General features: G+C 70.8%; 25 protein-coding genes. 8 read left to right on the top strand and 17 right to left on the bottom strand.

Going from position 1 to position 25,938, the window contains the following annotated elements:
• The first annotated feature begins 20 nt into the window (after positions 1-20).
• Positions 21-746, top strand: coding sequence for an Rv1486c family protein (locus AW271_RS27600; RefSeq protein ID WP_174553123.1), 726 nt, complete (start codon positions 21-23; stop codon positions 744-746).
• On the opposite strand, the gene AW271_RS27595 is transcribed toward AW271_RS27600, so the two are convergent.
• The gene (locus tag AW271_RS27595) at positions 743-3,319 is read right to left on the bottom strand and encodes a WD40 repeat domain-containing serine/threonine protein kinase (RefSeq protein ID WP_083977309.1); all 2,577 of its coding nucleotides are present in this window, start codon (positions 3,317-3,319) and stop codon (positions 743-745) included. The genes AW271_RS27600 and AW271_RS27595 overlap by 4 nt on opposite strands.
• A 120-nt stretch (positions 3,320-3,439) precedes the next feature.
• Here AW271_RS27595 and AW271_RS27590 point away from each other — a divergent pair, with 120 nt between their 5' ends.
• On the top strand, positions 3,440-4,120 hold the full coding sequence (locus AW271_RS27590) for a hypothetical protein (RefSeq protein ID WP_062340518.1): 681 nt from the start codon (positions 3,440-3,442) through the stop codon (positions 4,118-4,120).
• On the opposite strand, the gene AW271_RS27585 is transcribed toward AW271_RS27590, so the two are convergent.
• Positions 4,117-4,719 (bottom strand): response regulator, encoded by a 603-nt coding sequence (locus tag AW271_RS27585; protein ID WP_062340517.1) that lies wholly within the window; start codon positions 4,717-4,719, stop codon positions 4,117-4,119. The genes AW271_RS27590 and AW271_RS27585 overlap by 4 nt on opposite strands.
• A complete protein-coding gene (locus AW271_RS27580) occupies positions 4,716-5,828 on the bottom strand; it encodes a GAF domain-containing sensor histidine kinase (RefSeq protein ID WP_062340516.1) in 1,113 nt (370 codons plus the stop codon). Before AW271_RS27580 ends, AW271_RS27585 begins: the two co-directional genes overlap by 4 nt.
• A gap of 91 nt (positions 5,829-5,919) precedes the next feature.
• Here AW271_RS27580 and AW271_RS27575 point away from each other — a divergent pair, with 91 nt between their 5' ends.
• The 3 genes from AW271_RS27575 to AW271_RS27565 all read left to right on the top strand — a co-directional run bounded on the left by AW271_RS27575 (position 5,920) and on the right by AW271_RS27565 (position 8,200).
• Entirely contained in the window at positions 5,920-6,582 is a 663-nt protein-coding gene (locus AW271_RS27575; RefSeq protein WP_062340515.1) for an SDR family NAD(P)-dependent oxidoreductase, read from the top strand.
• Entirely contained in the window at positions 6,579-7,556 is a 978-nt protein-coding gene (locus tag AW271_RS27570; RefSeq protein ID WP_062340514.1) for an S-adenosylmethionine:tRNA ribosyltransferase-isomerase, read from the top strand. The genes AW271_RS27575 and AW271_RS27570 overlap by 4 nt, the downstream gene beginning before the upstream one ends.
• A 98-nt stretch (positions 7,557-7,654) precedes the next feature.
• Positions 7,655-8,200 (top strand): DUF11 domain-containing protein, encoded by a 546-nt coding sequence (locus AW271_RS27565; RefSeq protein WP_062340513.1) that lies wholly within the window; start codon positions 7,655-7,657, stop codon positions 8,198-8,200.
• 60 nt (positions 8,201-8,260) lie between these two features.
• On the opposite strand, the gene AW271_RS27560 is transcribed toward AW271_RS27565, so the two are convergent.
• Together AW271_RS27560 and AW271_RS27555 are read right to left on the bottom strand one after the other, a co-directional pair.
• Positions 8,261-9,307, bottom strand: a complete 1,047-nt coding sequence (locus AW271_RS27560; protein WP_157554677.1) for an ABC transporter permease — start codon at positions 9,305-9,307, stop codon at positions 8,261-8,263.
• Entirely contained in the window at positions 9,304-10,161 is an 858-nt protein-coding gene (locus AW271_RS27555; RefSeq protein WP_245653228.1) for an ABC transporter ATP-binding protein, read from the bottom strand. Before AW271_RS27555 ends, AW271_RS27560 begins: the two co-directional genes overlap by 4 nt.
• Before the next feature lie 254 nt (positions 10,162-10,415).
• Between AW271_RS27555 and AW271_RS42965 the strand changes: the two genes are divergently transcribed.
• Positions 10,416-11,072: a hypothetical protein gene (locus AW271_RS42965; RefSeq protein WP_157554675.1), complete on the top strand. Its 657-nt coding sequence runs from the start codon at positions 10,416-10,418 to the stop codon at positions 11,070-11,072.
• Positions 11,073-11,126: 54 nt separating this feature from the next.
• Here AW271_RS42965 and AW271_RS27540 read toward each other — a convergent pair whose 3' ends face one another.
• Together AW271_RS27540 and AW271_RS27535 are read right to left on the bottom strand one after the other, a co-directional pair.
• On the bottom strand, positions 11,127-12,008 hold the full coding sequence (locus AW271_RS27540; protein WP_062340509.1) for a lysophospholipid acyltransferase family protein: 882 nt from the start codon (positions 12,006-12,008) through the stop codon (positions 11,127-11,129).
• Positions 12,005-12,733, bottom strand: a complete 729-nt coding sequence (locus AW271_RS27535; protein WP_062340508.1) for a GNAT family N-acetyltransferase — start codon at positions 12,731-12,733, stop codon at positions 12,005-12,007. Before AW271_RS27535 ends, AW271_RS27540 begins: the two co-directional genes overlap by 4 nt.
• Positions 12,734-12,878: 145 nt before the next feature.
• Here AW271_RS27535 and serB point away from each other — a divergent pair, with 145 nt between their 5' ends.
• Complete coding sequence (gene serB, locus AW271_RS27530; protein ID WP_062340638.1) at positions 12,879-14,099, top strand: phosphoserine phosphatase SerB; 1,221 nt, start codon at positions 12,879-12,881, stop codon at positions 14,097-14,099.
• Here serB and AW271_RS27525 read toward each other — a convergent pair.
• From AW271_RS27525 to AW271_RS27505, 5 genes are all read right to left on the bottom strand, one after another.
• Positions 14,083-16,158, bottom strand: a complete 2,076-nt coding sequence (locus tag AW271_RS27525) for an FUSC family protein (RefSeq protein WP_062340507.1) — start codon at positions 16,156-16,158, stop codon at positions 14,083-14,085. The genes serB and AW271_RS27525 overlap by 17 nt on opposite strands.
• The gene (locus tag AW271_RS27520) at positions 16,142-16,600 is read right to left on the bottom strand and encodes a SixA phosphatase family protein (protein WP_063818133.1); all 459 of its coding nucleotides are present in this window, start codon (positions 16,598-16,600) and stop codon (positions 16,142-16,144) included. Before AW271_RS27520 ends, AW271_RS27525 begins: the two co-directional genes overlap by 17 nt.
• Positions 16,601-16,798: 198 nt before the next feature.
• Positions 16,799-19,099: a sodium-translocating pyrophosphatase gene (locus AW271_RS27515; protein ID WP_062340506.1), complete on the bottom strand. Its 2,301-nt coding sequence runs from the start codon at positions 19,097-19,099 to the stop codon at positions 16,799-16,801.
• 325 nt (positions 19,100-19,424) lie between these two features.
• On the bottom strand, positions 19,425-19,880 hold the full coding sequence (locus AW271_RS27510; protein ID WP_062340505.1) for an ATP-binding protein: 456 nt from the start codon (positions 19,878-19,880) through the stop codon (positions 19,425-19,427).
• Positions 19,881-19,882: 2 nt separating this feature from the next.
• Positions 19,883-20,233 carry an STAS domain-containing protein gene (locus tag AW271_RS27505; RefSeq protein WP_030456213.1) on the bottom strand — a complete coding sequence of 117 codons (351 nt, stop codon included), beginning with the start codon at positions 20,231-20,233 and terminating at the stop codon, positions 19,883-19,885.
• A 158-nt stretch (positions 20,234-20,391) separates the two neighbouring features.
• Here AW271_RS27505 and AW271_RS27500 point away from each other — a divergent pair, with 158 nt between their 5' ends.
• Positions 20,392-22,725: a DEAD/DEAH box helicase gene (locus AW271_RS27500; RefSeq protein ID WP_439649010.1), complete on the top strand. Its 2,334-nt coding sequence runs from the start codon at positions 20,392-20,394 to the stop codon at positions 22,723-22,725.
• Here the strand turns inward: AW271_RS27500 and AW271_RS27495 are convergent.
• From AW271_RS27495 to AW271_RS27475, 5 genes are all read right to left on the bottom strand, one after another.
• Positions 22,704-23,081 (bottom strand): Rv3654c family TadE-like protein, encoded by a 378-nt coding sequence (locus AW271_RS27495; RefSeq protein ID WP_245653227.1) that lies wholly within the window; start codon positions 23,079-23,081, stop codon positions 22,704-22,706. The two genes, AW271_RS27500 and AW271_RS27495, sit on opposite strands and share 22 nt — an antisense overlap.
• Before the next feature lie 85 nt (positions 23,082-23,166).
• A complete protein-coding gene (locus AW271_RS27490; RefSeq protein WP_062340503.1) occupies positions 23,167-23,523 on the bottom strand; it encodes a TadE family type IV pilus minor pilin in 357 nt (118 codons plus the stop codon).
• A complete protein-coding gene (locus AW271_RS43220) occupies positions 23,520-23,807 on the bottom strand; it encodes a DUF4244 domain-containing protein (RefSeq protein ID WP_369408475.1) in 288 nt (95 codons plus the stop codon). Before AW271_RS43220 ends, AW271_RS27490 begins: the two co-directional genes overlap by 4 nt.
• A gap of 275 nt (positions 23,808-24,082) precedes the next feature.
• Entirely contained in the window at positions 24,083-24,694 is a 612-nt protein-coding gene (locus tag AW271_RS27480) for a type II secretion system F family protein (RefSeq protein WP_245653226.1), read from the bottom strand.
• A 198-nt stretch (positions 24,695-24,892) separates the two neighbouring features.
• Entirely contained in the window at positions 24,893-25,537 is a 645-nt protein-coding gene (locus AW271_RS27475; RefSeq protein ID WP_245653225.1) for a type II secretion system F family protein, read from the bottom strand.
• Between the last annotated feature and the right edge of the window lie 401 nt (positions 25,538-25,938).

Raw genomic sequence — 25,938 nt, 5'->3', positions numbered from 1 at the left:
ATTGCCTTATCGTGGTTGGGGTGCGCACCGATTCACCGATCTCCGCGGCCCTGGTCTCCTGGGGCAACGCCTGGCTGACCGGCCATGCCGGTCTTGACGACGCCGTCGACGCGCTCGAGCGGTCGGCCGGTCCACAGATCGTGACGGATATCACCGGCGAGTCGCCGCTGCGCGTCTTCCTGGCGGAGCTGCGGGCGACGGGATTGTCGTCGTTCCGGCTGGCGCTGCCCATCCCCGGCGACCTTCTCGGGCTCACCGGCCCGCCGGTCTTCAACGGCGCCGCGCTCGAAGCGGGGCAGGCCGTCATCGCGGTGCTCGGCGGCCGGCGGTTCGGGCTGGTGCCCTCCCCCGACCGGCGCGGCTCGTCCTATTCGGGCATCCGGTGGACCGTCCACGACGCCCACGCGGCCGACGCCGACGTGCCGCAGCTGGCCGACGCCGAGCGGGCCCTGTCGGCCGCGATGCGGTCGGCGACCGACGCGCTGACCTCGGTCGACGGGCCCATGCAGGGCTTCCCGGCGCTCGACCACGTCGACGGCGCGCTGGCGCCCGGTTATCCCGGGCGGGCCCACCGCGTCGGCCATCTCGCGGCCCGCCTCGCGCTGGCGCTGCGGCTGGCCGAGGAGCGCGGGCTGACCTCCGGCCAGGTCACCGCGCGCCGGGAGGCGCTGAAGGCCCTCGACCACGCGGTGCGCCGCGCGCGGGTGGCCGCCCACCACGCGATCCTCGAACAACTCAGCGCCTAGTCAGTCAGCTTCCAGAACCTGACCCGCTTGTCCTCACCGGCCGAGACCACCATCGTCTTCCCGTCGACGTCGGCGAAGCCGACCGAGTAGACGTTCTTCCCGTCGTGGGCCTTCACCGGTTTGCCGACCTCCTCCGACTTCTCCAGGTCCCACATCCGGAGCGTGCCGTCGGTGGAGCCGGAGACCGCCATCGGGTGGCCGCCGATCTCGCGGAAGGCCAGCGAGTAGACGTTGTCCTTGTGGCCGGTCAGGCTGTCGCCGACCTGCTTGCCGGTCTTCAGGTCCCAGACGCGGATCTTCTTGTCCTCGCCGCCCGAGATGGCCACCGCCTTGCCGTCGACCTCGCCGGTGGTGACGGCGTAGACGGGCTTGCCGTGGCTCTTGAAGGTCTTGCCGTACTGCTTCCTGGACGAGGCGTCCCAGACCTTGAGACTCTTGTCCTCGCTGGCCGAGACGATGACGGTCTTGTCGCCGACCTGGCCGAAGGCGATCCAGTTGATGACGTCGTTGTGGGCCCTGATGCCGCCGCCGATGGGCTGGCGCGTCTTGAGGTCCCACAGGCGGATCCGGCCGTCGGCGCCGGCCGAGGCGGCCACCCACTTGCTGCCGACCTTGCCGATGGCGACCGAGTAGACGGAGTTGCCGTGGCCCCACAGGCCGCCGCCGACCGCCTTGCGCTTCTCGACGTCCCAGACGCGCACCGAGCCGTCGCGGCTGCCGGTGACGGCGAGCGGGCGGCCGTTGACCTCGGCGGTGGCGACGGCGTAGACCCAGTCGCCGTGGGCGTAGAACGGCTTGCCGATCGCCTTGTGCGACTCGGCGTTCCACATCCGCACCGACCGGTCGACGCTGGCCGTGACGACGACGGGGTCGTCCTTGTCCCCGCCGACGGCGACGGAGTAGATCGAGCTGCGGTGGCCGGCCATGGAGCTGCCGTCCTGCTCGCCGAGCGCCGGGACCGGGGCCACCGTCGGCGTGGGGCTGGGACTGGGCGTGGGCGACGGCGCGGTGGTCGGCGACAACGAGGCGGCCGCCGGTGACGGGACCGAGCCCGCGGCGGTCGTGGTCGGCGCCGTGGTCGCCGGGGCCTCGGTGATGCCACCCTGGGCGGCCGCGGGGATCTTTCCGGGGTCGTCGCCGTCGTCGCCGCCGAAGAGGTTCGGTACGAGGAACAGCGCGGTCGCCGCCACCGCGAGCACGCCGACGAGGACCCCGGTGACCAGGCCCGCCCTGCTCTTGGTGGGCGGCGCCTCACCGAGCCAGCCGCCGGTGGGATCGGGCCGGGGGTGGAAGGTGGTCGCGTCGGCGTCGACCTCGACGGGCGGCGGCGTCACCTTGGCCTTGTCCTTCGCCTTGTCCTTCGCCTTGCCCTTCGGCTTCGGCTTCGGCTCGACCGGCGGCGCGGGATGCACCCCGTTGGGCGGCTGGTATCCGGGCGGCGGGAAACTCTGCTGCGGCTGCTGGTAACGCGGCGGATACCCCTGAACGGGACCCCGCTGAGGCGGGCCCTGCGGGTAACCGCCGGGAGGCGGCTGTGCGGGGCCCTGCGGGTAACCCGGCGGCGGAAAACTCTGGCCGGGGCTCTGCGGCGGGTAGCCCGGCGGGGGCTGGTAGCCCGGGGGCGGGAAGCTCTGGGCCGGTGGCCGTAAGTGGGGCGCCTGCGGGTCGGGCGGGGCGAAGGCCGGGGTGACCGGCGGCGGCGGTGGCGGGGTGTCCTTCTTCTTGGACGCCGCGTTCAGGCCGGCCAGGAGGGACTTGTCGAGGTCGTCGTCGACCTGGTGGTCGAGGAGGGCGAACAGGGCCTCGCTGGCGGTCGGGCGGTTGTCGGCCTGCTTGTCGAGGCTGGCCTCGACGATGGGGCGGAGCAGGTCGGGCAGCGTCGAGACGTCGGGGGTGTCGTTCATGACGCGGTAGAGCACGGCGGGCAGGCTGTCGTGGCCGAAGGCGGGCCGCCCGGTCGACGCGTAGAACATCGTCACGGCCCAGCTGAACATGTCGGACGGCGGCCCGACGCGCTTGGCCTCGATCTGCTCGGGCGACATGTAGGCGGGCGTGCCGACGACCCCGCTCGACAGGGTCGACGACGAGTCGAGCGCCCGCGCGATGCCGAAGTCGATCACGCGCGGCCCATCTTGGGCCAGCAGCACGTTCGACGGCTTGAAGTCGCGGTGCACGATCCCGGCCCGGTGGATGGCCGCCAGGGCGGTGATGGTGCCGACGGCCAGCCGATGGAGGTTGCCGCCGGTGCGGGGGCCCTCCTGCTGGACGACCTTCTGCAGCGAGATCCCGTCGACGAGCTCGGACACGATGTAGGGGCGCTCGCCGTCCATGTGGGCGCCGAGGACCTGGGCGGTGCAGAACTGCGCGACCCGTCGCGCGGCCGACACTTCGCGGAGGAACGAGTCGGCGTCGATCGCGTCCGTAACGCGCAACAGTTTTATCGCGACGGGTGTCCCGTCGGGTGCGGTCCCGGCGTACACGACACCCTGCGCGCCTTCCCCAAGGCGCGCGTCGATGCGGTAAACCCCCAGCTCAGTTGGGTCGCCAGGCCGTAATGGCGAAGTCTGCGGCACGACGGTGCTCCCCCGTACAAACGATCAACTCTACGCGAAGTGTAGTAGTGCTTAACCGTTCCAAAGTGATAATGGTCTAGACATACGGGGATTGCCATGTCTTGTCCAACGGAGAATTCCATGCGCCGAACTTCCGGCATCGTCGCCGGACTCATGCTCTTAGCACCGCTCGCGGTGAGCGTTCCCGCGAGCGCCGCGCCCGCCCTGGCGAGCGCCGCCAAGGGCGTCACCGCGAAGAAGGCTCCTTTCGCCAACTTCAAGGTGCACCACATCGTCTATCCGAAGAAGGTGAAGGCCGGGGCCAAGATCACCTACTACTTCGAGATCACCAACCTCGGCCCGCACAGCGCCGACTACTACTACATCGGGGGCATCCTGCCCAAGGGCATCATCAGCACCCTGAAGTGGAACGGCCCGAAGAACACCACGTGCACGTGGGAGGGCAACGAGTTCTGGTGCTGGCCGCCGCCCATCCTCTACCCGAACCCGGAAGAGGACTGGCAGACCGACACGACGTGGCTGACGATCCAGGTCACCCTCAACAAGAAGACCCGCGGCACCGCCACCGCCAAGCTCGGCGGCATGACCTTCGACGTGCCGACCGGCGCCGGCGACCTCGACGAGAAGCGCCTGCGCGAGCTGGGCATCAAGGGCTGGATCTACACCAAGACCGTGAAGACCCAGATCGTCGCGCCCTCGGTCAAGAAGAAGAAGAGCACCAAGCAGGTCTACGTGCCGCCGCCCCCGCCCCCGCCGAAGCCCGACCGCGCCCCCACGCGCAACCGCAAGAAGGGCACCTAAGCGAGGCCGTGCCGCACGGCGTACAGGGCCGCTTGGGTCCGGTCCTGTACGCCCAGCTTCATCAGCACGTTCGACACGTGCGTCTTGACGGTCTTCTCGGCGACGTCGAGCGCCCGCGCGATCTCGCGGTTCGACCGGCCGCCGGCGATCAGCGCCAGCACCTCGCGTTCGCGGTCGGTCAGCGCCACCGCCTCGGTCGACGGTGACAACATCGCCTCGGCCGCCTCGGGGGCCAGCGCGACCTGGCCGCCGTGGACTGCCCTGATGGCCGACACGAGCGCCGCCGGGTCGACGTCCTTGTAGAGGAAACCCGCCGCCCCGGCCCGCATCGCGGGCGCGACGTCGCCGCGTTCGGTCATCGAGGTCAGCACGATCACCCGGGCGGCGCCGTCGAGCTCGGCCAGCGCGCCCAGCCCGTCGAGAACCGGCATCTTCAGGTCGAGCAGCACGACGTCGGGCGACAACACGCGGGCCAGCTTCACCGCCTCGGCGCCGTCGCCGGCCTCGGCCACGACCTCGATGTCGCCCTGGACCTCGAGAAACGTACGCAGACCCTGGCGCACGATCGGATGGTCGTCGGCGATCAGCACCCGGATCATGTCGGCACCACCATCCTCACCGTCGTCCCGGCCCCCGGCCGGGAGATCACGTCCAGCCTGCCACCGACTCCGGCCGCGCGGTCGCGCATCGACTCGAGCCCGAGGCCCTGGGTGGGCTCGCCGTCGAAACCGCCGCCGTCGTCGACGACCTCCAGCACGAGGTCGGCGTGTTCGCGCCAGAGCCGCACCCGGAGCGACGAGCAGCCCGAGTGGCGCAGCGCGTTGTGCTGGGCCTCCTGGGCCACGCGCAGCACCGCGACCTCGGTCTCGGCCGCGAGCTCGCCCTCGAAGCGCCCCTCGAAGGTGACCGCCGGGGCGTGGAGGCGGTCGAGCAGGCCGACGTTCTTGCGCAGCGTCTCGACCAGGCCGTGGCTGTCGAGCTCGGCCGGCCGCAGCTCGACGATGACCTCTCTGAGCTCGGCCAGCGCCTCTCCGGCCACCCGCTGGACGGTGTCGAGCTCACGCGCGGCCCGATCGGGATCGGTGGCCAGCAGCGCCATGGCCGCCTGGGCGGTGAGCCGCAACGAGAAGAGCTTCTGGGTGACGGCGTCGTGGAGCTCGCGGGCCATGCGCTGGCGTTCCTCGATGACGGTCAGCTCGCGCCCGCGTTCGTAGAGGCGGGCGTTGGTCAGCGCGATGGCGGCGTGGGCGGCGAAGAGGGTCAGCACGTCCTGGTCGTCGTGGGTGAACGGGCCGCACGCCTTGTTGGCCAGGAAGATGATGCCGAGCACCTGGTCGCCGTCCTGGATGGGCACGCCGAGGAAGTCTTTCAGCACCGGATGGGCCTTGGGCCAGCCGTCGAAGCGGGGGTCGCGGCGCACGTCGCCGAGCCGGACCGGGGTGCCCTCCCGCAACATCGCGCCCAGCAGGCCGTGCTGGCGCGGGGTGGGGCCGATGGCCGCCCACTGCTCGGGGGTGATGCCGTCGGCGACGAACTCGGCGAACGACCCGTCGTCGTCGGGCACGCCGAGGGCGGCGTAGCGGGCGTCGAGGAGCTCCCGGGCCGATCGCACGATGACCTGCAGCACCTCTCGCGGGGAGAGGTGCCGGGTGACCGCGAGGACGGCGGCGCTGACGGCGTTCAGCAGGGCGTCCTGACTATCCCGCATGGTGCAACCCTAAGTCCTAGCCCAGAAGGCCTAGGTCCGGCCCGTCCTGGGCCCGATGTGGCCGGACGCCGCGATTCCTAGCGTTGACGGCATGAAGAACGCACTGATCACCGGGGCCTCCCGGGGGCTCGGGCTGGCGCTGGCCACCGAGCTCGCCAAGGACGGGTGGCGCCTCACCCTGACCGCCCGCGGCGCCGACGACCTCGCCGAGGCGGCCGGCCGTCTCGGCGCGACCGCGATTCCGGGGGACGTCGCCGATCCCGCGCACCGGGAGCGGCTGGCGGAGGCCGTACCGGACCTGGATCTGCTGGTGAACAACGCCAGTGGGCTGGGGGCGGTGCCCCTGCCGGCGCTGGGCGACTATCCCGTGCCCGTGCTGCGGCAGCTGCTGGAGACCAATGTGGTGGCGCCGCTGGCGCTCACCCAGGCGGTGCTGCCCGCGCTGCGGCGGCGCAAGGGGGCGGTGCTCAACATCTCCTCCGACGCCGCCGTCGAGGCCTACGAGGGATGGGGCGGGTACGGCGCCTCCAAGGCCGCGCTGGAGCAGATCTCCAACGTGCTGGCCGCCGAGGAGCGCGACGTGGCCGTCTGGTGGCTCGACCCGGGCGAGATGCGGACCCGGATGCTGGCCGACGCGATCGGGCCGCAGGAGGCGGGCGAGGCGCCGCTCCCCGACGAGGTCGCGCCGCTGATCGTCAAGCTGGTCGGCGAGCGCCCGGCCAGTGGCCGCCACACCCGCGGGAGCCTGGCATGAGCATCGACTTCGCGCTGCCCTCGGTCAACGAGGCCCACCGCCCGCCCGAGGCCCGCGACTCGGTCAAGCTGATGGTCTCCGACCGGCTGACCGGCGCGATCACCCACCACGCCTTCACCGACCTGCCCGAACTGCTCGATCCCGGCGATCTGGTGGTGGTCAACAACTCGCGCACCCTGCCGGCCGCCGTGAAGCTCGACCGGTTGTGGGTGCACTTCTCGACCGAGTTGCCCTGGGGAGAGTGGCTGGTCGAGCTGCGGTGCCCGGGAGGCACGACGTACAGGGGCGGCGCGCCGGGCGAGTGGTTGCCGTTGCCGGGCGGGGCCACGTTGCGGCTGGTCGAGCGCTTCACCCCCCGGTTGTGGAAGGCCCGGCTCGACACCGACGTCATCGGCTACCTGCAACGGCACGGCACGCCGATCCGCTACTCCTACGTCGACCGCGACTGGCCCATCGACGACTACCAGACCGTGTTCGGCCGGATCCCGGGCAGCGCCGAGATGCCGAGCGCCGGGCGGCCGTTCACCACCCGCCTGGTCACCGACCTGGTCGCCCGGGGCGTCACGATCGCGCCGATCACCCTGCACACGGGGGTGGCCTCACCTGAGAAGGACGAGCCGCCCTACGCCGAACGCTTCGACGTGCCGGCCGCGACGCGGCGGCTCGTCGCGATGACCAGGGAGAACGGGGGCCGGGTCGTCGCGGTCGGCACGACGGTGGTGCGGGCGCTGGAGACCGCCCACGACGAGGGGTGGACGTCGCGGATCGTCTCGCCGGACCACCCGCCCGAGGTGGTCGACGGGCTGCTGACCGGGCTGCACGAGCCCAGGTCGACGCACCTCATGATGTTGTCGGCCATCGGGGGCGCCGATCTCGTCATGAAGTCCTACGAGGCCGCGCTCGACCACGGCTATCTGTGGCACGAGTTCGGCGATGTCCACCTCATCCTTGGAACGCGCCGAATCGACATATAAAAGATCTTTCGCGGTTCAGCCGGGAAATGGTAAGAAATCCCTTCGAGTATCACGGGGGTTCCTTCTCTCTCCCCGTCTGTTCCTTGGGAGACAAACACATGCGCACTGTCACGCGCGCGATCGCAGGGGTCGCCCTGCTGGCCGCGGCGGCCTTAGTCGCCCCGGCCGCCGCCTCGGCCACCACCGCCGACGACCCGTGGTCGCTGTTCAAGGTCACGAAGTTGTCGTACACGAAGAAGGCCAAGCCGGGTGGCTACGTCACCTACACCTTCCACGTGACCAACACCGGCCCGCACGCGGCCGACTACTTCGACGTCGGCGGCCTGCTGCCGAAGGACGTCGACCTCAAGAAGAAGATCGTCTACGGCGCCGGCGACGACCTGAAGTGCTTCCTCGACGGACGCCACTTCCTGTGCCCCAACGACTTCATCCTCGACGTGGGCGACTCCACCTGGGTGAGCATCCGGTTCCAGCTCAAGAAGACCGCCAAGAGCACCCAGACCGGCAAGGTCGGCGCCTTTGTGTACGACATCCCCGCCGGCGCGGAGAACCTCGACCGGGCCCGCCTGCGCGAGCAGAACCTCAAGGGCTGGGAGATGATGCGCACCGTCAAGACGGCGGTCGTCAAGCCCAAGAAGAAGTAGCGGCACCCCAAGGCACCCCCACAACCCGCCGTCGTGGCCGCGACGGCGGGTTTCCGCTTCCTAGACGCTGTCCCAGCGGAACACCTTCATCGCGATCAGGCTGATGACCAGCCCGAACGCCAGCACGATGCCCAGTTCGGGCAGCACCGACAACGGCCCCTGGCCGCGCACCATCACGTCGAGCAGGGCCTGGTTGAGGTGCTTGAGCGGGAAGACGTTCGACAACGTCTGGAGCCAGCCGGGCGAGGCGTCCAGCGGGATGAACGAGCCCGACAGGAACGCCATCGGCAACACGATCAGGTTGGCGATGCCCGACGCGGCCTCCGCCGACTTGGCCAGCCCGCCCGCGACCAGCCCGATCGCCATGAACGTCAGGGTGCCCGCGATGATCAGCGGAATGGACATCCACCAGTAGGCCGACAACCGCAGCCCGAAGTAGGGCAACGACGCGACGCCCAGGAAGATCGCGGTCTGGATGAGGGCGATGGCGACGCTGACGCCGACGCGAGCCCCCACGACCGAGCCGAGCGAGACGGGCGCCAGCCGCAACCGCCGCAGGATGCGCTTCTCCCGCCACGTGACCAGCGTCGCCGCCGCGCCGAACGCCGCGCCCATGGCGACCGCCCAGCTGAGCAGGCCGGGGGTGACGTACTGGATGGCCTTGAGCGAGTCGTCCTCGACCTGCTGGGCGGTCATGGTGAAGCGCTGCGGCACCCCCACGGCGTTGGCCTGGCTGACGACCTGCCGCAACACGCCCTGGACGGTGCCCGACCGCACCTGGTCGGCGGCCGAGTAGGAGACGTGGAGCGTGTCGCCCTGCTGGCTGATCGCGGCGACGACGTCGCCCTCCTTGACCTTCTCCCGCGCGGCGGCCGGGTCGTCGCTCTTCTGGATCTCCAGGACGTCGCCCAGCCCGGCCGCGGCCTGCTCCAGCAGGGGCACCTTGCCGACCTGGACCACCGCCATCTTGGAGGTGCCCATGTCGCTGAAGATGCCGCCGAACAGGACCAGGAACATCAGCGGGAACAGGATCGAGAAGAACAGCGCCGACTTGTCGCGGAACCAGCCGAGCAACATCGCCCGCGACAGGGAGGTGAAGGCGGTCACGCGCGGTACTCCCGTCCGGTGAGGTTGAGGAAGACGTCTTCGAGGGTGGCCCCGCGCACCTGGATGCCGGTGAGCAGGTTGCGCTCGGCCAGCGCGGTCAGCACCCGCGCCGGGTCGTCGGTGCCGATGGTGACCGAGACGCCGTCGTCGTCGACCGAGGCGCCCGGCCCGGCGATCTCGGCGGCCGACTCGACGCTGAGCGTGCCGGTCTCCAGGCTGATGCGGGTGACCGCCTCCAGCCCTCTGACCAGGGCGGCCGGGGCGCCGAGTTCGAGGATGCGGCCGTCGTCCATGATGGCGACGCGGTCGCAGAGCGACTCGGCCTCGTCCATGTAGTGGGTGGTCAGCACGACCGTGCGGCCGTTGTCGTTGATCTGGCGCAGCAGGTCCCACAGGTTGCGGCGGGCCTGGGGGTCGAGGGCGGCGCTGGGTTCGTCCAGGAAGACGATGTCGGGGTCGTGGACGAGGGCGCAGGCGATGGAGAGCCGCTGCCCCTGGCCGCCCGACAGCCGTTCGGCGGGGGTGTCGGCCTTGTCCTCCAGCCCGACCTGGGCCAGCATCTCGTCGGCCTTCTTGGGGGCGACGCCGTAGAGCGACGCGAAGGTCCTGATCTGCTCGCGGGCGGTGAGCCGTTCGAAGAACGAGGTCGCCTGCAGCTGGACGCCGATCCGCGTCAGCAGCTTGGAATTGCGCGGCCAGGGGCGCATGCCCAGGACCTCGACGGTGCCGGAGTCGGCCTCCCGGAGACCTTCGACGATCTCCAGCGTGGTGGTCTTGCCGGCGCCGTTCGGCCCGAGGATGCCGAAGAACTCACCCTGCTCGACGGAGAACGACACGCCGTCGACGGCGCGCACTTGACCATAGTGTTTTCGCAGATCATTGACGATGATCGTGGACCCCATGGGGCGAAGACTACCCACGTATGAAGGTCGGCGGGCGATTCGCCCGCTGCTGCCCCAAAAGCCCCCTGTTGCCCTGACGTACTGATTTTGCACTTTCAGTAACCGCAGTCACAGAATTCACATGCGTTGACGGGTATTTCTGATCTTGCGCCCCGGCGGGGCCGAACGTGCGGGGCGCATCTCTCAGACAACCCAAAGGAAAAACAGTGATTCACCGACTCAAGATCGGGTCTTCGTGCCCGCCGGCCAAGGGGTCCCTCGCGGCCGCCGCGGCGACGGCGGCGCTGATGACCGGCGGCCTCCTCTCGATGGCGACGCCGGCGCAGGCGAGCGAGGTCCAGCCGGTCACGACGCAGTACGTGGCCGAGGCCCAGACGTCCAGCTGCAACCACTGGAGCTGCGACCGCCACCACCACCACAAGCCCAAGCCGCCGTGCGTGATCTGCAAGGGCCGTCCCGGCCCTCCCGGCCCTCCCGGAATGCAGGGCCCTCCCGGAATGCAGGGCCCGCCTGGAATGCAGGGCCCGGCCGGACTGCCTGGACGCTCGGGCAGCTCGATCGACACCGCCTTCCATGACAACAGAAAGTACATCGGCTACGCCCCCGGCAACGGGTCCACGCTGATCCGCGACCCGCGGACCGTGCCGACCTGGCACGACATCAGCAGCAGGATCGGAGGGAACGTGGTCGGCGTGTCCGTGGCCGTGCAGGGTCCCGACCTGCATGTCACCGTCGTCGACTCCATGGGCCAGATCCGGCAGACGGCCTGCAGGCTCCAGCCGACCCCGGGTACCGGCAACAACCCGGCGTGGCCGAACAACTGCACGGTCCCGCCGGCGAACCACACGCCGCCGAACGGCTGATTGTGAAGTAGGAGGACAGGCGATCAGGCCCCATGGCCTGGTCGCTTGTTCTTGTTACGAGTGCAGGCCGGTGAACGGCGTGCCGAGAGCGGTCCTGACCTGCGCCTCGGCCACTCCGGCCAGCGACCGCCGCGTCTGGCCGGTCCCGGCGACCGGCGGGAACATGGTCACCTCGACGGTCATGTGCTTGGTCGAGGCCACCCGGGCGATCGAGCCGACCAGGGAGTCGCCGCCGACGTAACAGGGCCTGGCGGAGGTGGCGTCGTCCTCCAGGTAGCGGATCGTCGCGGGGCGGACGGACGCGCCCGCGTCGATGGCGGCCTGGAACAGGGCCGGGCGGAAGCCGCCCATGCTCTGGCCGCACCAGGTGGTGCCCTCGGGGAAGGCGACGACGGTGTCGCCGGCGCGCAGGGCGCCCGTGACCTCGCCGACCGTACGGGGCAGCAGGCTGAGCCGTTCACGGTCGATGAAGATCGCGCCGGAGCCGGCGACGAGCGTGTTGATGAGCGGCCAGTGGGCGATCTCGCTCTTGGCCAGCAGCCGCGAGGGCATGACGGCCGCCATCACGAGCGGGTCGAGCCAGGAGATGTGGTTGGCCACCATGAGCGCGCCGGCCTCGTCCGAGACGGCCTTGACGGCCATGGCCGCGCCGCCGACGAACGCGAACCCCTGGGCCACGGTCACCCTGATGCCGAGGGCCCGCAGCAGCAGCCGCGACCAGGCCATGGTCACCCGCGCCAGGGTCTCGGCCGACAACCGCCGGGCGAACACCGCGAAGACCAGCCCGGCCGTGAGCACGACGACGGCGCCGGTCAGCCGCGCCGCCTGCCGGACCAGCCCGGCCGGTCGGCGCGCGGGCGCCACGCAGGTGTCCGGCTCGCAGGGCGCCAGCGGCAACCAGGGCGTGAGCGCCCGGACCGGCGCCGTGATGGTCATGCCGCCTCTCCCAGGAAGTGCCGCAGGTAGCGGGCGTCGACGTTGGCCAGCGAGAGCAGCACGAAGAAGTCGGCCGTGCCGAAGTCGGCGTCGTGGGCGGGCGCGCCGCAGATCCAGGAGCCGAGCCGCAGGTAGCCGCGCAGCAGCGGCGGGATCACGAACCGCTCCGGCGGGGTGCCGCCCGTCCACGGCTTGCGCGGGGTGACCCGGTACTCCTCGGGCCCGAGGTCGATGTTGGCGACCACGCCCGCGGCGGCCGCGCCGTTGTCGTCGAGGGGAACCGAGCAGCAGCCGGCGAGCCAGGAGTGGCCGCCGCCGACCATGTAGTGGGCGATGCCGGCCCACATCAGGCCCATCACCGCGCCGCCCCGGTGGTCGGCGCGCACGCAGGTGCGGCCCACCTCCACGAGGCCGTCCCGGACGCCCGCCAGCCGCGCGGTGTCGAAGTAGCCGTCGGAGTACATCCGGTCGGTCCGCCCGGGGGGCAACATCCGGTAGGTGCCGACGACCTCGGTGCCCGCGCGCACGATGAGGTGGTCGCAGTAGGCGTCGAACCGGTCGGCGTCGAGCCCGGACACCGGGGAGTCGAGCCGCGCGCCCATCTCCCCGGCGAACACCTCGTAGCGCAGCCGCTGGGCCGCCTGGACGTCCGCCGCGCTGGTGGCGAGGCTGACGGAGTACCGTCCGCGGGCGTCCGTGAGGTGGAGTTCCCTTTCAGTCTTCATGACTGAAATGACGACATGAGGAAGTGACGAAGATCTCTCACTTTTCGGGCGTGTCGGCGTCCGCATGGTGAACCTGGTGTACGGCCCCGGGATCAGGCCCAGTAGCGTTGAGACGACGGAACCGTCCTACGCCCAGAGATCCGGGATGAAACAGCGCACTCTTCTGATCACGCTCACCGGTCCTGACCGCCCTGGGGTCACCTCCCGACTTTTCTCCGTACTCTCCGGTTTTCCCGTGACCGTCGCCGACGTCGAACAGGTGGTCATCCGCGGCCGCCTGACGCTCGGCGTCCTGGTGGCCTACGCGGGAGGCAAACCGAAGGGCACCGGTGAGACCATCGGCGGCCTGTGGACCGCAATCGAGCAGGTCGCGGCCGACCTGGACATGGACCTCGAACTGACCACCGGGACGGCCTCCAAGGAGGCCCGCAGGCGAGGGCGCCTGCACATCTCGGTCCTCGGCAACCCGCTCACCCCGGCCGCGATGGCCGGCATCACCGGCCGCATCGCGGCCAGCGGCGCCAACATCGACCGCATCGAACGCCTGTCGTCCTACCCCGTGACCTGCATCGAGATGGCCGTCTCCGGCGCCGACCCGAAGACGCTGCGGTCCGAGCTGGCCATCGAGGCCAGCCACCAGCAGGTCGACGTGGCGGTGCAGCGCACCGGCATCCTCCGCCGGGCCAAGCGCCTGGTGGTCATGGACGTCGACTCGACCCTCATCCAGGGCGAGGTCATCGAACTGCTGGCCCGCCACGCGGGCAACCTCGACGAGGTGGCCCGGGTGACCGAGGCGGCGATGCGCGGCGAGCTCGACTTCGCCGAGTCGCTGATCCGCCGGGTCGCGCTGCTCGAAGGGCTGCCCGAGGAGGTCTTCGAGAAGGTCGCCAAGGAGGTCGTGCTCACTCCGGGCGCCCGCACCCTGGTCCGCACGCTGAAGCGGCTCGACTACAAGTTCGCGATCGTCAGCGGCGGGTTCACCCAGATCACCGACACGCTGGTGGCCGACCTGGGCATCGACTACTCGGCCGCCAACACCCTCGAAGTGGTCGACGGCCGGCTGACCGGGAAGGTCGTCGGCGAGATCGTCGACCGGCCCGGCAAGGCCCGCGCCCTGGAACGCTTCGCCGCCCAGGCCGGGATCGCGGTCACCCAGACGGTCGCGGTCGGCGACGGCGCCAACGACCTCGACATGCTGGAGGTCGCCGGGCTCGGCATCGCCTTCAACGCCAAGCCGGTGGTCCGGGCCAAGGCCGACACCGCCCTGAACGTGCCCTACCTCGACTCGATCCTCTACCTGCTCGGGATCTCCCGCGAAGAGGTGGAGGCGGCCGACGCCGAAGACGGCCTCACCGGTCCCCGGTAGCCAGGCTCACCACCCGCGCCGAGTCGTCGGCGAGGGCCTTGAGCGCGTGGTCGGCCGCGGCCGCGTGCAGCAGGGCCCTCCTGACCTCGGTGCGGGAGTCGGCCGGGTCGGCGTCGAGCTCGCCGAGCCGGGTGACCGCCAGCTTGCCCAGCCAGGTCCGCAGTTCGGAGAGCGTCTGGTCGACGTCACCCTGCGGCTGATAGGGCTCTCCTTCCTGTACGGCCGCCGCCCCGCCCTCCAGCCGGTCGGCCACCGCCTGCAGCACGGCCGGAGCCGGGCCGACGTCGTTGCCCGGGTCCTCCCGCAACACCGAGGTCAGCGTGATGAGCCCGTCGCGGACCCTGGTCACCTCGTCGAGCAGCTCGGCGACGTGGCCCGTCTCGCCCGCGCCGGGTTCGTGCGCCATCGCCGCGATGCCCTGCCCGACCGCCTCGGCCATGTCGGCGGCCCGCCGGATGGCCAGCTCGGCCGCCCCCTCGGGCCGTCTGCCCCGGGTCGCCTCGGCCAGCGTGCGGGCCGCCAGGGCGTGCGCCCGGAGCAGGTCGGCCATCCGCCGCCGGAGCCGCACCGCCTCGCCGCGCGGCCAGAGCAACCGCACGCAGGCCAGCGCGATGGCCCCGCCGAGCACGTTCAGCCCGATCCGGAACCCGGCGATCTCCCACGTCTGGATCGCCTGGATGTCGATCAGCAGCAGCACGCACATGGTCATGAACGTGGCCCAGTAGGCGTAGTGGACGGCGTACAGGCCGAAGCCCAGGCCGGCGCTGATGACGATCAGGGCGGCGAGCCAGCCGTACCCGGGAGCGATCAGCAGCACCACGGCGGCGACCAGCGCCCCGGCGATGCTGCCGCCGACGCGGGCGCCGGCCTTGTCGAGGGTCTCGCCGTAGGTGGGCTGGATGGTCAGCAGCACGCCCAGCGCCAGCCACTGCGCGTGCTCCGGCGTGAAGATCGCGATGATCACGCACGCCATCGCGGTGCCGAGCATGGCCCGCAGCAGATGGCGGAAGCCGGGGTCGTCTCTGGTCATGCGCATGATCGGGCTTCGCGGAACCACCATGATGGCGTCGGTGACCGGACTCTCCGCGGGCAGCCGGGGGATCGGGATCAGCACCGACTTCAGCTTCATCGCGGGCATCCTCGCCTGGCCGAGCGTGGCCCTGATCCGCGTCGCGGCGTGGTCGATCTGCCGCAGCAGCACCAGCCGCAGCAGCTCGCGCTCGTCGTCGGGCCGCTCGCCCCGCATCTCGTCGATCAGGGCGGCGAAGTCGACCTCGGCGATCTCGACGTCGTCGTGGAACAGGTCCCGGATGCGGGCGGCCAGCTCGGACGTCAGCGGCTCGATCTCGGCGCGCAGGTCGGTCGCCTCGGCGAGCTCGCGCAGCGTGATGGCCTCGTAGAAGACCCTGCGCAGGGCCGTGGTGACCCGCTCGGCGTCGCGCGAGCGGCGTTCCCACCGGTGCCGCGCGCAGGCGGTGCGGGCGTCGTGGAGGGCCTTGGCGACCTCGTCGCGCAGCTCCTCCCGGCGCTCGCCGTCGAAGGTCGCCTCCAGCAGGTCGGCCAGCAGGCCGGCGGTCTCGGCCAGGGTGGCGGCCAGCGGCCGGGTCCGCCGCCACGCCCACGGCAGCGTCAGCAGGAAGGCGGCCAGCAGTCCCCCGACCACCTGGAGGACCAGGTGCGGGATCGGGTCGACCGGCAGCGGGTTGGCCGCCGTGAGCAGCAGCGCCAGCGGCGCGGTGAAGCCCACCACCGGGAAGCGGATGGCCAGGGCCGCCGCCAGTGTCGCCACGGGGATCAGCAGCCAGTCGTTCCCGACGAGTAACACGCCCAGGACCGACCCTGCGGCCAGCACGAGCACGCCGGCGAGCATGAACGACAGACGTACACCCGGCGGATCGGGATTGGCCCTGATGGTCACCAGGAAGGCGCCGAGCGCCACCACGCCGCCCATGGCGGGCCGCCCGGTGGCCAGGCCGACGAGGAGCGGGATGAGCAGGCCGGCCGCGCCGACGAGGCCGTAGCCGACGGCGAGGCCGCGGTCTCTAAGGCTGGTGGCCATCGACCAGGGTGCCGGTGCCCGGGTCGAGCTCCTCCCACGGCCCCGGCAACTCGATCACGGCGAACGCCCCCGGCTTGAACGTCTCGGTCTGCGGCCCCGACAACTGCACCACCAGGTCGTGTACCGACGGGTTGTGCCCGACCAGCACCAGCGTGCCGACCTCGGGATCGGTGCGCCGAACGATCTCGATCAGCTCGTCGGTGTACGCCTCGTAGACGTCCCGCTCGAACTCGATGGGCACGCCTTCGAGGCCGAGGAGTTCGGCGGTCAGCCGGGTGCGGGCCGACGGCGAGGCCACGATCAGGTCGGGCGTCAGCCGGGCGATCAGCTCACCGGCCTCACGGGAGTTGCGCTCGCCGCGGCTGGTCAGCACCCGGTCGAAGTCGAGCACCCCGGGCGTGTGCTCGGCCTTGGCGTGCCGCAACACGATCAGCGTCTTCACGCGGTCAACTCCCCTTTCAGGGCGTCTTTCAGGGCATCGCCCACATGGCGAGGGCCACGATCACGGCGAACATCAGAGCCATGCCGAGCAGAATGACTGCCAGGCCGCGGCCACCCTTGTCGTTCATGAACAACGAGTCTATGGACGTGCGGCGGCCCCCCGGCACGTGGGTGCCGGGGGGCCGTCGTCGCCGGGGGTCTAGCTGACCACCGGCTCCAGCTTCTTCTCGTTGTCGCTGTTCGGCTTGTCGATCGTCACCGAGCGCCGCTTCGACGCGATGATCGCGCCGACCACGACGACGACGGCCACGACCGTCACGCCGACCCGCAGGGCGACGTTGTCGAAGTAGGTCACGACGGCCGGCGCGATCAGCAGCGCGACCAGGTTCATGACCTTGATCAGCGGGTTGATGGCCGGACCGGCGGTGTCCTTGAACGGGTCGCCGACGGTGTCGCCGATGACCGTCGCGGCGTGCGCCTCGGAGCCCTTGCCGCCGTGGTGGCCGTCTTCGACGAGCTTCTTGGCGTTGTCCCAGGCGCCGCCCGAGTTCGACAGGAAGACCGCCATCAGGGTGCCGGCCGCGATGGCTCCGGCCAGGAAGGCGCCCAGCGGGGCGTATCCCAGCGCGAAACCGACCGCGATCGGGGTCATGACGGCCAGCAGACCCGGCGTCGCCAGCTCACGCAGCGAGTCCTTGGTGCAGATGTCGACCACGCGGGAGTAGTCGGGCAGTTCGGTGCCCGCCATGATCCCGGGCTTGCTGCGGAACTGGTCGCGTACCTCGAAGACCACCCGCATCGCCGCGCGCCCGACCGCCATGATCGCCAGACCGGAGAACAGGAAGACGACCGCGGCCCCGATGATCAGGCCGACCAGCGTGTTCGGCGAGTCGACCGACAGGGAGAACACCTGGAAGCTGCCCAGCATCTCCTTGACCGTCGGCGACGCACCCGCCAGCGCGGTTTCGACGGCGGTCCGGAACGAGCCGAACAGCGCCGTCGCCGCGAGCACGGCCGTCGCGATGGCGATGCCCTTGGTGATCGCCTTGGTCGTGTTGCCCACGGCGTCGAGCGAGGTCAGCACCTGCGCGCCCTCGCCCTCGACGTCGCCGGACATCTCGGCGATGCCCTGCGCGTTGTCGGAGACCGGGCCGAAGGTGTCCATCGACACGATCACGCCGACCGTGGTCAGCAGACCGGTTCCGGCCAGGGCCACCGCGAACAGCGCCACGGTGACGTTGCCGAAGCCGAGCAGGAAGGCGCCGTAGACGGCGCCGCCGATCAGCAGCGCCGAGTAGACGGCCGACTCGAGGCCGACCGAGATGCCCGACAGGATGACGGTCGCCGGGCCGGTCAGCGAGCTCTCGCCGATCTCCTTCACCGGACGGCGGTTCGTCTCGGTGAAGTAGCCGGTGAGGATCTGGATCGCGCTGGCCAGCACCAGACCGACGAGCACCGCGCCGATGGCGATCCAGCGCGGGTCGGCGTCGAGGTTCTGCACGCCGCCGTTCAGCTCGGCGAAGCTGCCCGGCAGGTAGAGGAACGCCGCCACCGCGACGAAGATCGCCGAGATGATCGCGCTGATGAAGAAGCCGCGGTTGATGGCGGCCATCGCGTTGCGGTCGCCCGCCCGGGGCGCGGTGATGAAGATGCCGATGATCGCCGTGATGACACCGATCATCGGGACGATCAGCGGGAACACCAGGCCCTCGGTGCCGAACGCCGCCTTGCCCAGGATCAGCGAGGCGACCAGCATGACCGCGTACGACTCGAACAGGTCGGCCGCCATGCCGGCGCAGTCGCCGACGTTGTCGCCCACGTTGTCGGCGATGGTCGCCGGGTTGCGCGGGTCGTCTTCGGGGATGCCCTGCTCGACCTTGCCGACCAGGTCGGCGCCGACGTCGGCGGCCTTGGTGAAGATGCCGCCGCCGACTCGCATGAACATCGCGAGCAGGGCCGCGCCGAAACCGAACCCTTCGAGGACGCTCGGCGCGTCCCCCTTGTACGCGAACACCACGATGGCCGCGCCCAGCAGGCCCAGCCCGACGGTGAACATGCCCGCCACACCACCGGTGCGGAAGGCGATGCGCATCGCCGTCTTCTCACCGGACTCACGGGCCGCCGCGGCGACGCGGACGTTGCCGCGCACCGCCAGCCACATGCCGATGAAACCGGTCAGCGCCGAGAACAGCGCGCCGATCACGAAGAAGACGCTGCGCCCGATACGCACCCCCGTCGTCTCCGCCGGCAGCAACAGAAGCACCAGCGGGATCAACACGACAAAGATGGCAAGCGTCTTGAACTGCCGGGTGAGATAGGCGGCGGCGCCCTGCTGAACGGCCTTCGCGATGTTCTGCATGCGCTCGGTGCCCTGGCCCGCGGCGAGAACCTCGCGTACGAGCCCGCCCGCGACAGCGAGGGCGAGAAGGGCCACGGCCGCCACCACGACCACGAGAGTGAGGTGACCACCGCTCAGGGAAACCGCCGTACCGTCATCCACGGCTAGAAAATGTGCAGGAGCAGACAATCCGTCCTCCTCGGCCAGACGGGTAGGTCCTGCCCGGGAGTGGCTGCCCCAAAATGTTACGGCTGCCCCGTTGGAGGAGAGCTCCGGCGGCGCACTTCCGGGTCATTGGCAGTGCCGCTTCCGGTTGCGTTCCGCAATACCTTGGCCGGTGCCGGGTACTCTACGCAGCGCTCCGCCATATATGAACCCCCTGCGCCCCGCAAATTGGTGAACAGATCGGCTGCGGATTGGGCATCGCCGTATGTCGCGGGGATTGCGCACAAGTAAAAAAGGGCTCCCGCATGACCGGGAGCCCTGACTAGACGGCAGCCAACCCGTTAGGAGTCGGAGCAGCCGGCCAGCTCATTCTGATCTTGACACCGTTGGGGCCGGGTGAGACCTCGACGTCGTCGGCCAAGCCGGCGATCACCGCGATCCCGAGGCCGGGCATCTCGGGCACTATCCCGAGCATCGCGTCGACCAGCCGGTAGCCGTCAGAGGAGTCGACGGCCTTCAGGTCGTCGCTGGGGGCGGCGTCGGTCACGGTGACCTCGAACCGCCCCGAGTCGTCTTTGAGCTCGATCCGGATCGGCTCTCCCGGGCAGTGGAGACGATGTGCCTCCACGGCCCGGGAGCACGCCTCTCCGACGGCGAGCCGTACTTCGTCCAGCAGCGCCTCGGCCACCCCGGTGCGCCGGGCGATGGCCGTCGCGACCAACCGAGCGGTACGCACGTGGGCCGGTAGCGCGCTGAACGTCAGCTCGACGGTGGCCATGACTACTTGTCTCGGCCGTGGGCTTCCTTGGCCTCCTCCACAGAGGCGTAGATCCCGAAGACCTTGGTCAATCCGGTGATCCGGAAGATCTTCAGGATCCGCTCCTGAGTGCAGACGAGTTCCAGGGAGCCATCGTGCGCCCGCACCCGCTTGAGCCCGCCGACCAGCACACCAAGGCCGGTCGAGTCGAGGAAGTCGACCTTCTCCATGTTCACGAGAAGGTGGAAGTTCCCCTTGTTCACCAAATCGATGAGCAGCTCACGCAATCTGGGCGCGGTGTAGACGTCGATCTCACCCTCAACCTCGACGATGGTGAGTCGGTCCTCGGTACGGTGGTCCAACTTCAGATCCACAGATCCTCCAGCGCCTTGCCTGCGTAGGTCCCGATGCGGATCGTGCATCCTAGGAAAGCACGACCCCGACGCGCGGCATTCAACCACGCCACGCCCCTGTGTCTATACGAAATCACGACTCCGGGCGACTCTCCCCAGAGATGCCAGGATGGAAACCCATGACTTCGCAGACGTCCCCTGCTCTTCCCCGAGAGCGTACGCCAAACCGGAACGGTCCTCTTCTCGACCGTCTCGTCACGGTCGCGGGCCGCCACGGGCGGGTCACTCATGTGGAGCATGTTCCGGCACGTCAGGCAGGTCAAGCCCAGTGGCCCGACTGGGTCCCCCCGCTGGTGCGGGAGGGTTTCGGGGGACTCGGGATACAGGGGTTGTGGAGCCACCAGTCAGAGGCCGCCGACCTGGCGCACCGTGGCCAAAACGTGATCATCGCCACGGGCACCGCGTCGGGGAAGTCGCTGGCCTATCTGGTGCCGGCGGTCACCGAGGCCCTGTCGGGCGGCACCGTGCTCTACCTGACCCCGACCAAGGCCCTGGCGGCCGACCAGCTCCGGTCGGTGGGCGCGCTGGGCGTCCAGGGCCTGCGGGCCGCGACCTTCGACGGCGACACGCCCCATGAGGAACGGGCCTGGGTCAGGCGCAACGCCAACTACGTCCTGACCAACCCCGACATGCTGCACCGCTCGATCCTGCCGAGGCATTCGGCCTGGACGTCGTTCTGGCGCCGCCTGCGCCTGGTGATCGTCGACGAGTGCCACGGCTATCGAGGCGTCTTCGGCTCCCACGTGGCCCAGATCCTGCGCCGCCTGCGCCGCGTCTCCGCGAAGTACGGCGCCTCCCCGGTGTTCTTCCTGGCCTCGGCCACGGCGAGCGACCCGGCGACGACCGGCATGCGCCTGACGGGCCTCCAGATGGCCGAGGTGACCCGCGACGCCTCCCCGAGAGGCACGACGACGGTCGCGCTGTGGGAACCGCCCCTGACCGATCTGCGCGGCGAAGGTGGAGCTCCAATTCGCCGGGCAGCCACCGCCGAGGCCGCCGACCTGCTGGCCGACCTCGTGGTCGACGGCGTGCGCACCCTGACGTTCGTGCGCTCCCGCCGCGCCGCCGAGACGGTCGCCCTCACCGCCCGGGCCCACCTGGAAGACGCGGGCGTCCCCCTGACCGACAAGATCGCCGCCTACCGGGCGGGCTACCTGGCCGAAGACCGCCGCCTGCTGGAGAAGTCCCTGCGCTCGGGCGACCTGCTCGGCGTGGCCACGACCAACGCCCTGGAACTCGGCGTCGACGTCTCGGGCCTCGACGCGGTCCTGATCGCCGGCTGGCCCGGCACCAGGGCCAGCCTGTGGCAGCAGGCCGGCCGGGCCGGCCGCGACGGCCAGGACGCGCTGGCGGTCCTGATCGCCCGCGACGACCCGCTCGACACGTACGTCGTCCACCACCCGGAAGCTCTGTTCGGCCGCCCGGTCGAGGCGACGGTCCTGGACCCCGACAACCCCTACGTGCTGGCGCCCCACCTGTGCGCCGCCGCGGCCGAGGTCCCGCTGACCGAGGCCGACCTGGAGATCTTCGGCCCTGCCGCGGCCGCGGTCCTCGACGACCTGGTGGCCGACGGCCTGCTGCGCCGCCGCCCGACAGGCTGGTTCTGGACCAGCCGCGACCTGGCCGCCGGCCTGGCCGACATCCGGGGTTCGGGCGGATCGCCCGTGCAGATCGTGGAGACCGACACCGGACGCCTGCTCGGAACGTGCGACGAGGCGTCCTCCCACACCTCGGTGCACACCGGCGCGGTGCACATCCACCAGGGAGAGACCTTCGTCGTCGACGAACTCGACCTGGAGACGGGCGTCGCCCTGGTCACGCCCGGCACCCCCGACTACTCGACCTTCGCCCGCGACGTGACCGACATCGCCGTGATCGAGTCGCTCCGCTCCCACCCCCTGGGCCCCGGCGAACTGCACTTCGGCTCGGTCGAGGTGACCCGCCAGGTGGTCAGCTACCTGAAGCGGCGGACGTCGACGGGCGAGATGCTCGGCGACGAGCCCCTCGACCTGCCGCCACGCAGCCTGCGGACCAAAGCGGTGTGGTGGACGCTGCCCCCCGAGTCCCTGCCCGCCGAGATCGGCGACCTGGGCGGGGCGGCCCACGCGGCCGAGCACGCGTCGATCGGCCTGCTCCCCCTGTTCGCGACCTGCGACCGCTGGGACATCGGCGGCGTCTCGACCGAACTCCACCCCGACACGGGGCGTCTGACGGTCTTCGTGTACGACGGCCACGCCGGCGGCGCCGGATTCGCCGAGCGTGGTTTCGGCAACGCGGTGGCGTGGCTGACCGCGACGCGGGACGCGATCGCGTCGTGCGAGTGCGGGCACGGGTGCCCGAGCTGCATCCAGTCGCCGAAGTGCGGGAACGGGAACGAGCCGTTGAGCAAGCGGGGGGCGCTGGAACTCCTCGACGTCCTGCTGGGGCCTGTTCAGCGTTCCGCGTCGAGGTAGACGGGCCCGGCCCTTGACGTGGCCGACGCCTCCCGTTCGGCCAGCCCCGGAAACCTGAGCCGGACCCCCGCGGTCACCTCCGACACACCGGCCTTGATCTCACACGACACGACCCGGGCGTCGTTGGCGACGACCACCTCGGCCGCCCGCCCACAGGCCTCCTGGGGGGCCGCGAGGGCCAGTTCGGCGGCGGCCAGCGCGCCCAGGTCGGCGGCTGTGCGGGCAGCGTGCACGGCCACCCTCGCCATCCCGACCTGGACGAGCACATAAGCCGCCCCCCACACCAAGACCATCACCGCGACGACCCAGACGGTCGCCGACCCCCGATCACGCCTTCCGCCCTCACGCGCACTCACCATCGCCTCCTGGTTCCCACCGACCGACCCGGTCGCCTAACTCGCTCTCACGGCAGCACACCCTCGTCAGTCGCCGAACTCGCTCTCACGGCAGCACGCCCTTCTCGGTCGCCGCGCTCGCCGACGCGGACACCGCCACCTCGGGCAGCGCCACCGCCCAGACAGGCCGAACCCGGACCCGCACCGTCACCTGCGTGAGCGCCGCCCCCACCGCCACCTCGACCGTGGCCCCGGCAGGCGCGACCGTCAGCGCGCCCTCGCGCACGGCGGAGAGCCCGTCTCCACGTGCCGCGGCCCGCGCACCGGCCCGGGCGGCGTCGACGCACTCCAGCCGGGCCCCGACCACGCTCACCGCCCACAGGGCGACGCCGAGGACCACCACGAGCGCGGGCAGCGCCGCGGCCGTCTCGGCGGTGACCGAACCGCGCTCACGCCGGCTCATCCGGCCAGCGCCAGCGCCTTCTGCACGAGCGAGCTGAGCATCTGCTGGACGTCGGGCGAGGTCACCACCTTGAACAGCAGCCCCGCGAATCCGCAGGCCGCTATGGTGCCGACGGCGTATTCGGCGGTCGACATCCCCGCGTCGGCCCGCCGCCCCGCGCCCTGCTCGGCCAGCACCCGAGCCGCCCGGGCGGCCGCCTCCCGCAACCGCTCGGCTCCCCGCGCCCGCTTGGCCTTGGCGGTCGTGGCCCGGGTCCACGAGATGCCCTTGGTCTTGACGTTCACGCGTCCTCCTGACACCGGTCCGGACCCTCCGTCCCGGCGTTGCCAGCCTGCCGATCCGGACGCTGTATCCACCGGCCCCAGGCTCAGACTGTGGAAAACGAAAGACCCTGTGGATAACTCAAAAGACCTGCGTGGAAGGGGAAACCGAGCCCAGAACCCACATGGAGACACTCCGGTTATCCACACCTGTGGACAACGTTCGTCCACACCCTGTGCAGTAGTGGGGACCGGTGTGGAAAACCTCGCTCGAAGATCATGGCAGGCGGCGACCACCATCAGGGCGCGAGCACCTGAGTGGCCAGCCCCGCGACGACCGGAATGATGCCCAGAAAGCAGAACGCCGGCAGAAAGCACAACCCGAGCGGCGCCACCGCCTGCACCCCGACCCGCCGCGCCGCCGCCGAAGAGGCGGCCCGTCCGGCCTGCCGGGCATCCTCGGCGACCCGGGTGAGCACGTCGGCCACGGGCGCCCCCGACTCGACCGCCCGCGCGATGGCCCTGGCCAGCAGGGCGAGCGCGTCCTCGGCGGCGAGCCCGCGCCACACCTCGACGGGATCGGCGCCCAACCGCATCTGCCCACCCGCCCACCGCAACCGCTCCCCCAACGGCCCGTCGACGACCCGGGCGACGATCTCGATCGCCCCCACGAGCGGCTGACCGGCCCGCAGGCACTCGGCCATGAGATCGGCGGCGAACGGCAGATCGGCCCGGACGAGTTCCTTACGACGGCGCTCCTGAGGAGGCTCCTGCCGTCTGAAGTGGACGACCACCGGCCCCGCCAGCAGCACCCCCAACAGGACCCCGGCGACCCCACCGACCACGAGCACCACCAGTACGAGCACCGGCCCGGCGACCATCGCGATCCGGCCCGCCGGATTCTCGGCCACGGGCGGCCGAACCTCGGGTGGCTCGACCACGGCCTTGAGCCGCTCGGCCGCAGTACGCCGAACCGGCCAGCACACGACGGCAAGCGCCACGCACAGCCCGGACAGAATCCCCACCACCACGCCCTCATCTCCTGATCTCGACCAAAGGGGTCGCCTGATCTCGACCAAAAGGGGTCGCCGGATCAGACCTTGTCCGCCTCAGCGGACGTTGTCTTCGGCCTTCCGGACCATACGATCCGTCCACCGCAGTCCCGCCACATTGAGCAGCAACCCCACGACGAGACACCCGATCCCCGGCAGAGTCGTGAAGAGGAACGGCAGCGGCTGCATCCCCAACCCAGCTGCCATCAACAGCCCGAGCACCGGCAACCCGGCGAGCAGCCGAGCGGTGGCCCGAGGCCCGGCGAGCTGTGCGGAGATCTCCTGCCGGTGGTTCTCCATGTCCCGCAACGCCCCGCCCACGCGCTCCACGAGAGGCGCCAGCCCGCCACCGACGCTGACCCCGACCTCCCAGCAGGACGCCAGCCTCCGCAGCCCTTCCCCTCCTACGGGCGGCGCCACATCCACCAGTGCCGCCGCGACGTCTCCGCCGTCACGAGCAACCCGCGCGACCGGCCGAAGCGCTTTCACGATCTCCGGCGGCCCCTCGATGGCGCCGATGGCCCTGGAGAGGGCCTCACCGGGCGTCCGCCCGGCGGAGAGCTCGGCCACGACCGCCTGACACAACTCGACCGTTCCACCGCGCCAGGCCCGCACCAGCCCTTTGCGTGACCGCCTGGCTTTGAGCAGGTCGGGCAGCGAGAACCCTCGGCCTGCCGCACGGGTCAGCTGCGCCAGGCGCACGGCTGGAACCGAAGGTCCGGACCACACCCAAACCGCCAGCCCTGCGCATAACCCAACGAGCACGGTGATCATCTAACCCCCAGAAATGCTCGACGCCTCAGAACATCAAGCACCTACGGCTCCGCTCCGCCCTTTGTCCGTCCTGCCGCCTTGCCCGCGCCTGCCGCCTTGCCCGCGCCTGCCGCCAGACCGCGCCACCCAGACCGCGCCACCCAGACCGCGCTGGCCCGTAGCAGGGCAGCCCCAGAAGCGGCCGGTTGCCGCCGCTCTCGGAGAGATCCGGAGGCGGCGGGCGGTGCCAGCCAGGCGAAGCCGTAACGGAGAAACGCCCTGATGCGGCAGAGCCTTCACCTCCGGAGGCACCGTTCCCGCAGGGCCCCAAACGCCGCCCCCTCCCGCAC

Origin of the sequence: Herbidospora sakaeratensis (genome assembly GCF_001570525.1) — a bacterium.
In the GTDB taxonomy this organism is placed as follows: domain Bacteria; phylum Actinomycetota; class Actinomycetes; order Streptosporangiales; family Streptosporangiaceae; genus Herbidospora; species Herbidospora sakaeratensis.
This window is presented reverse-complemented; position numbering and strand designations above follow the sequence as displayed.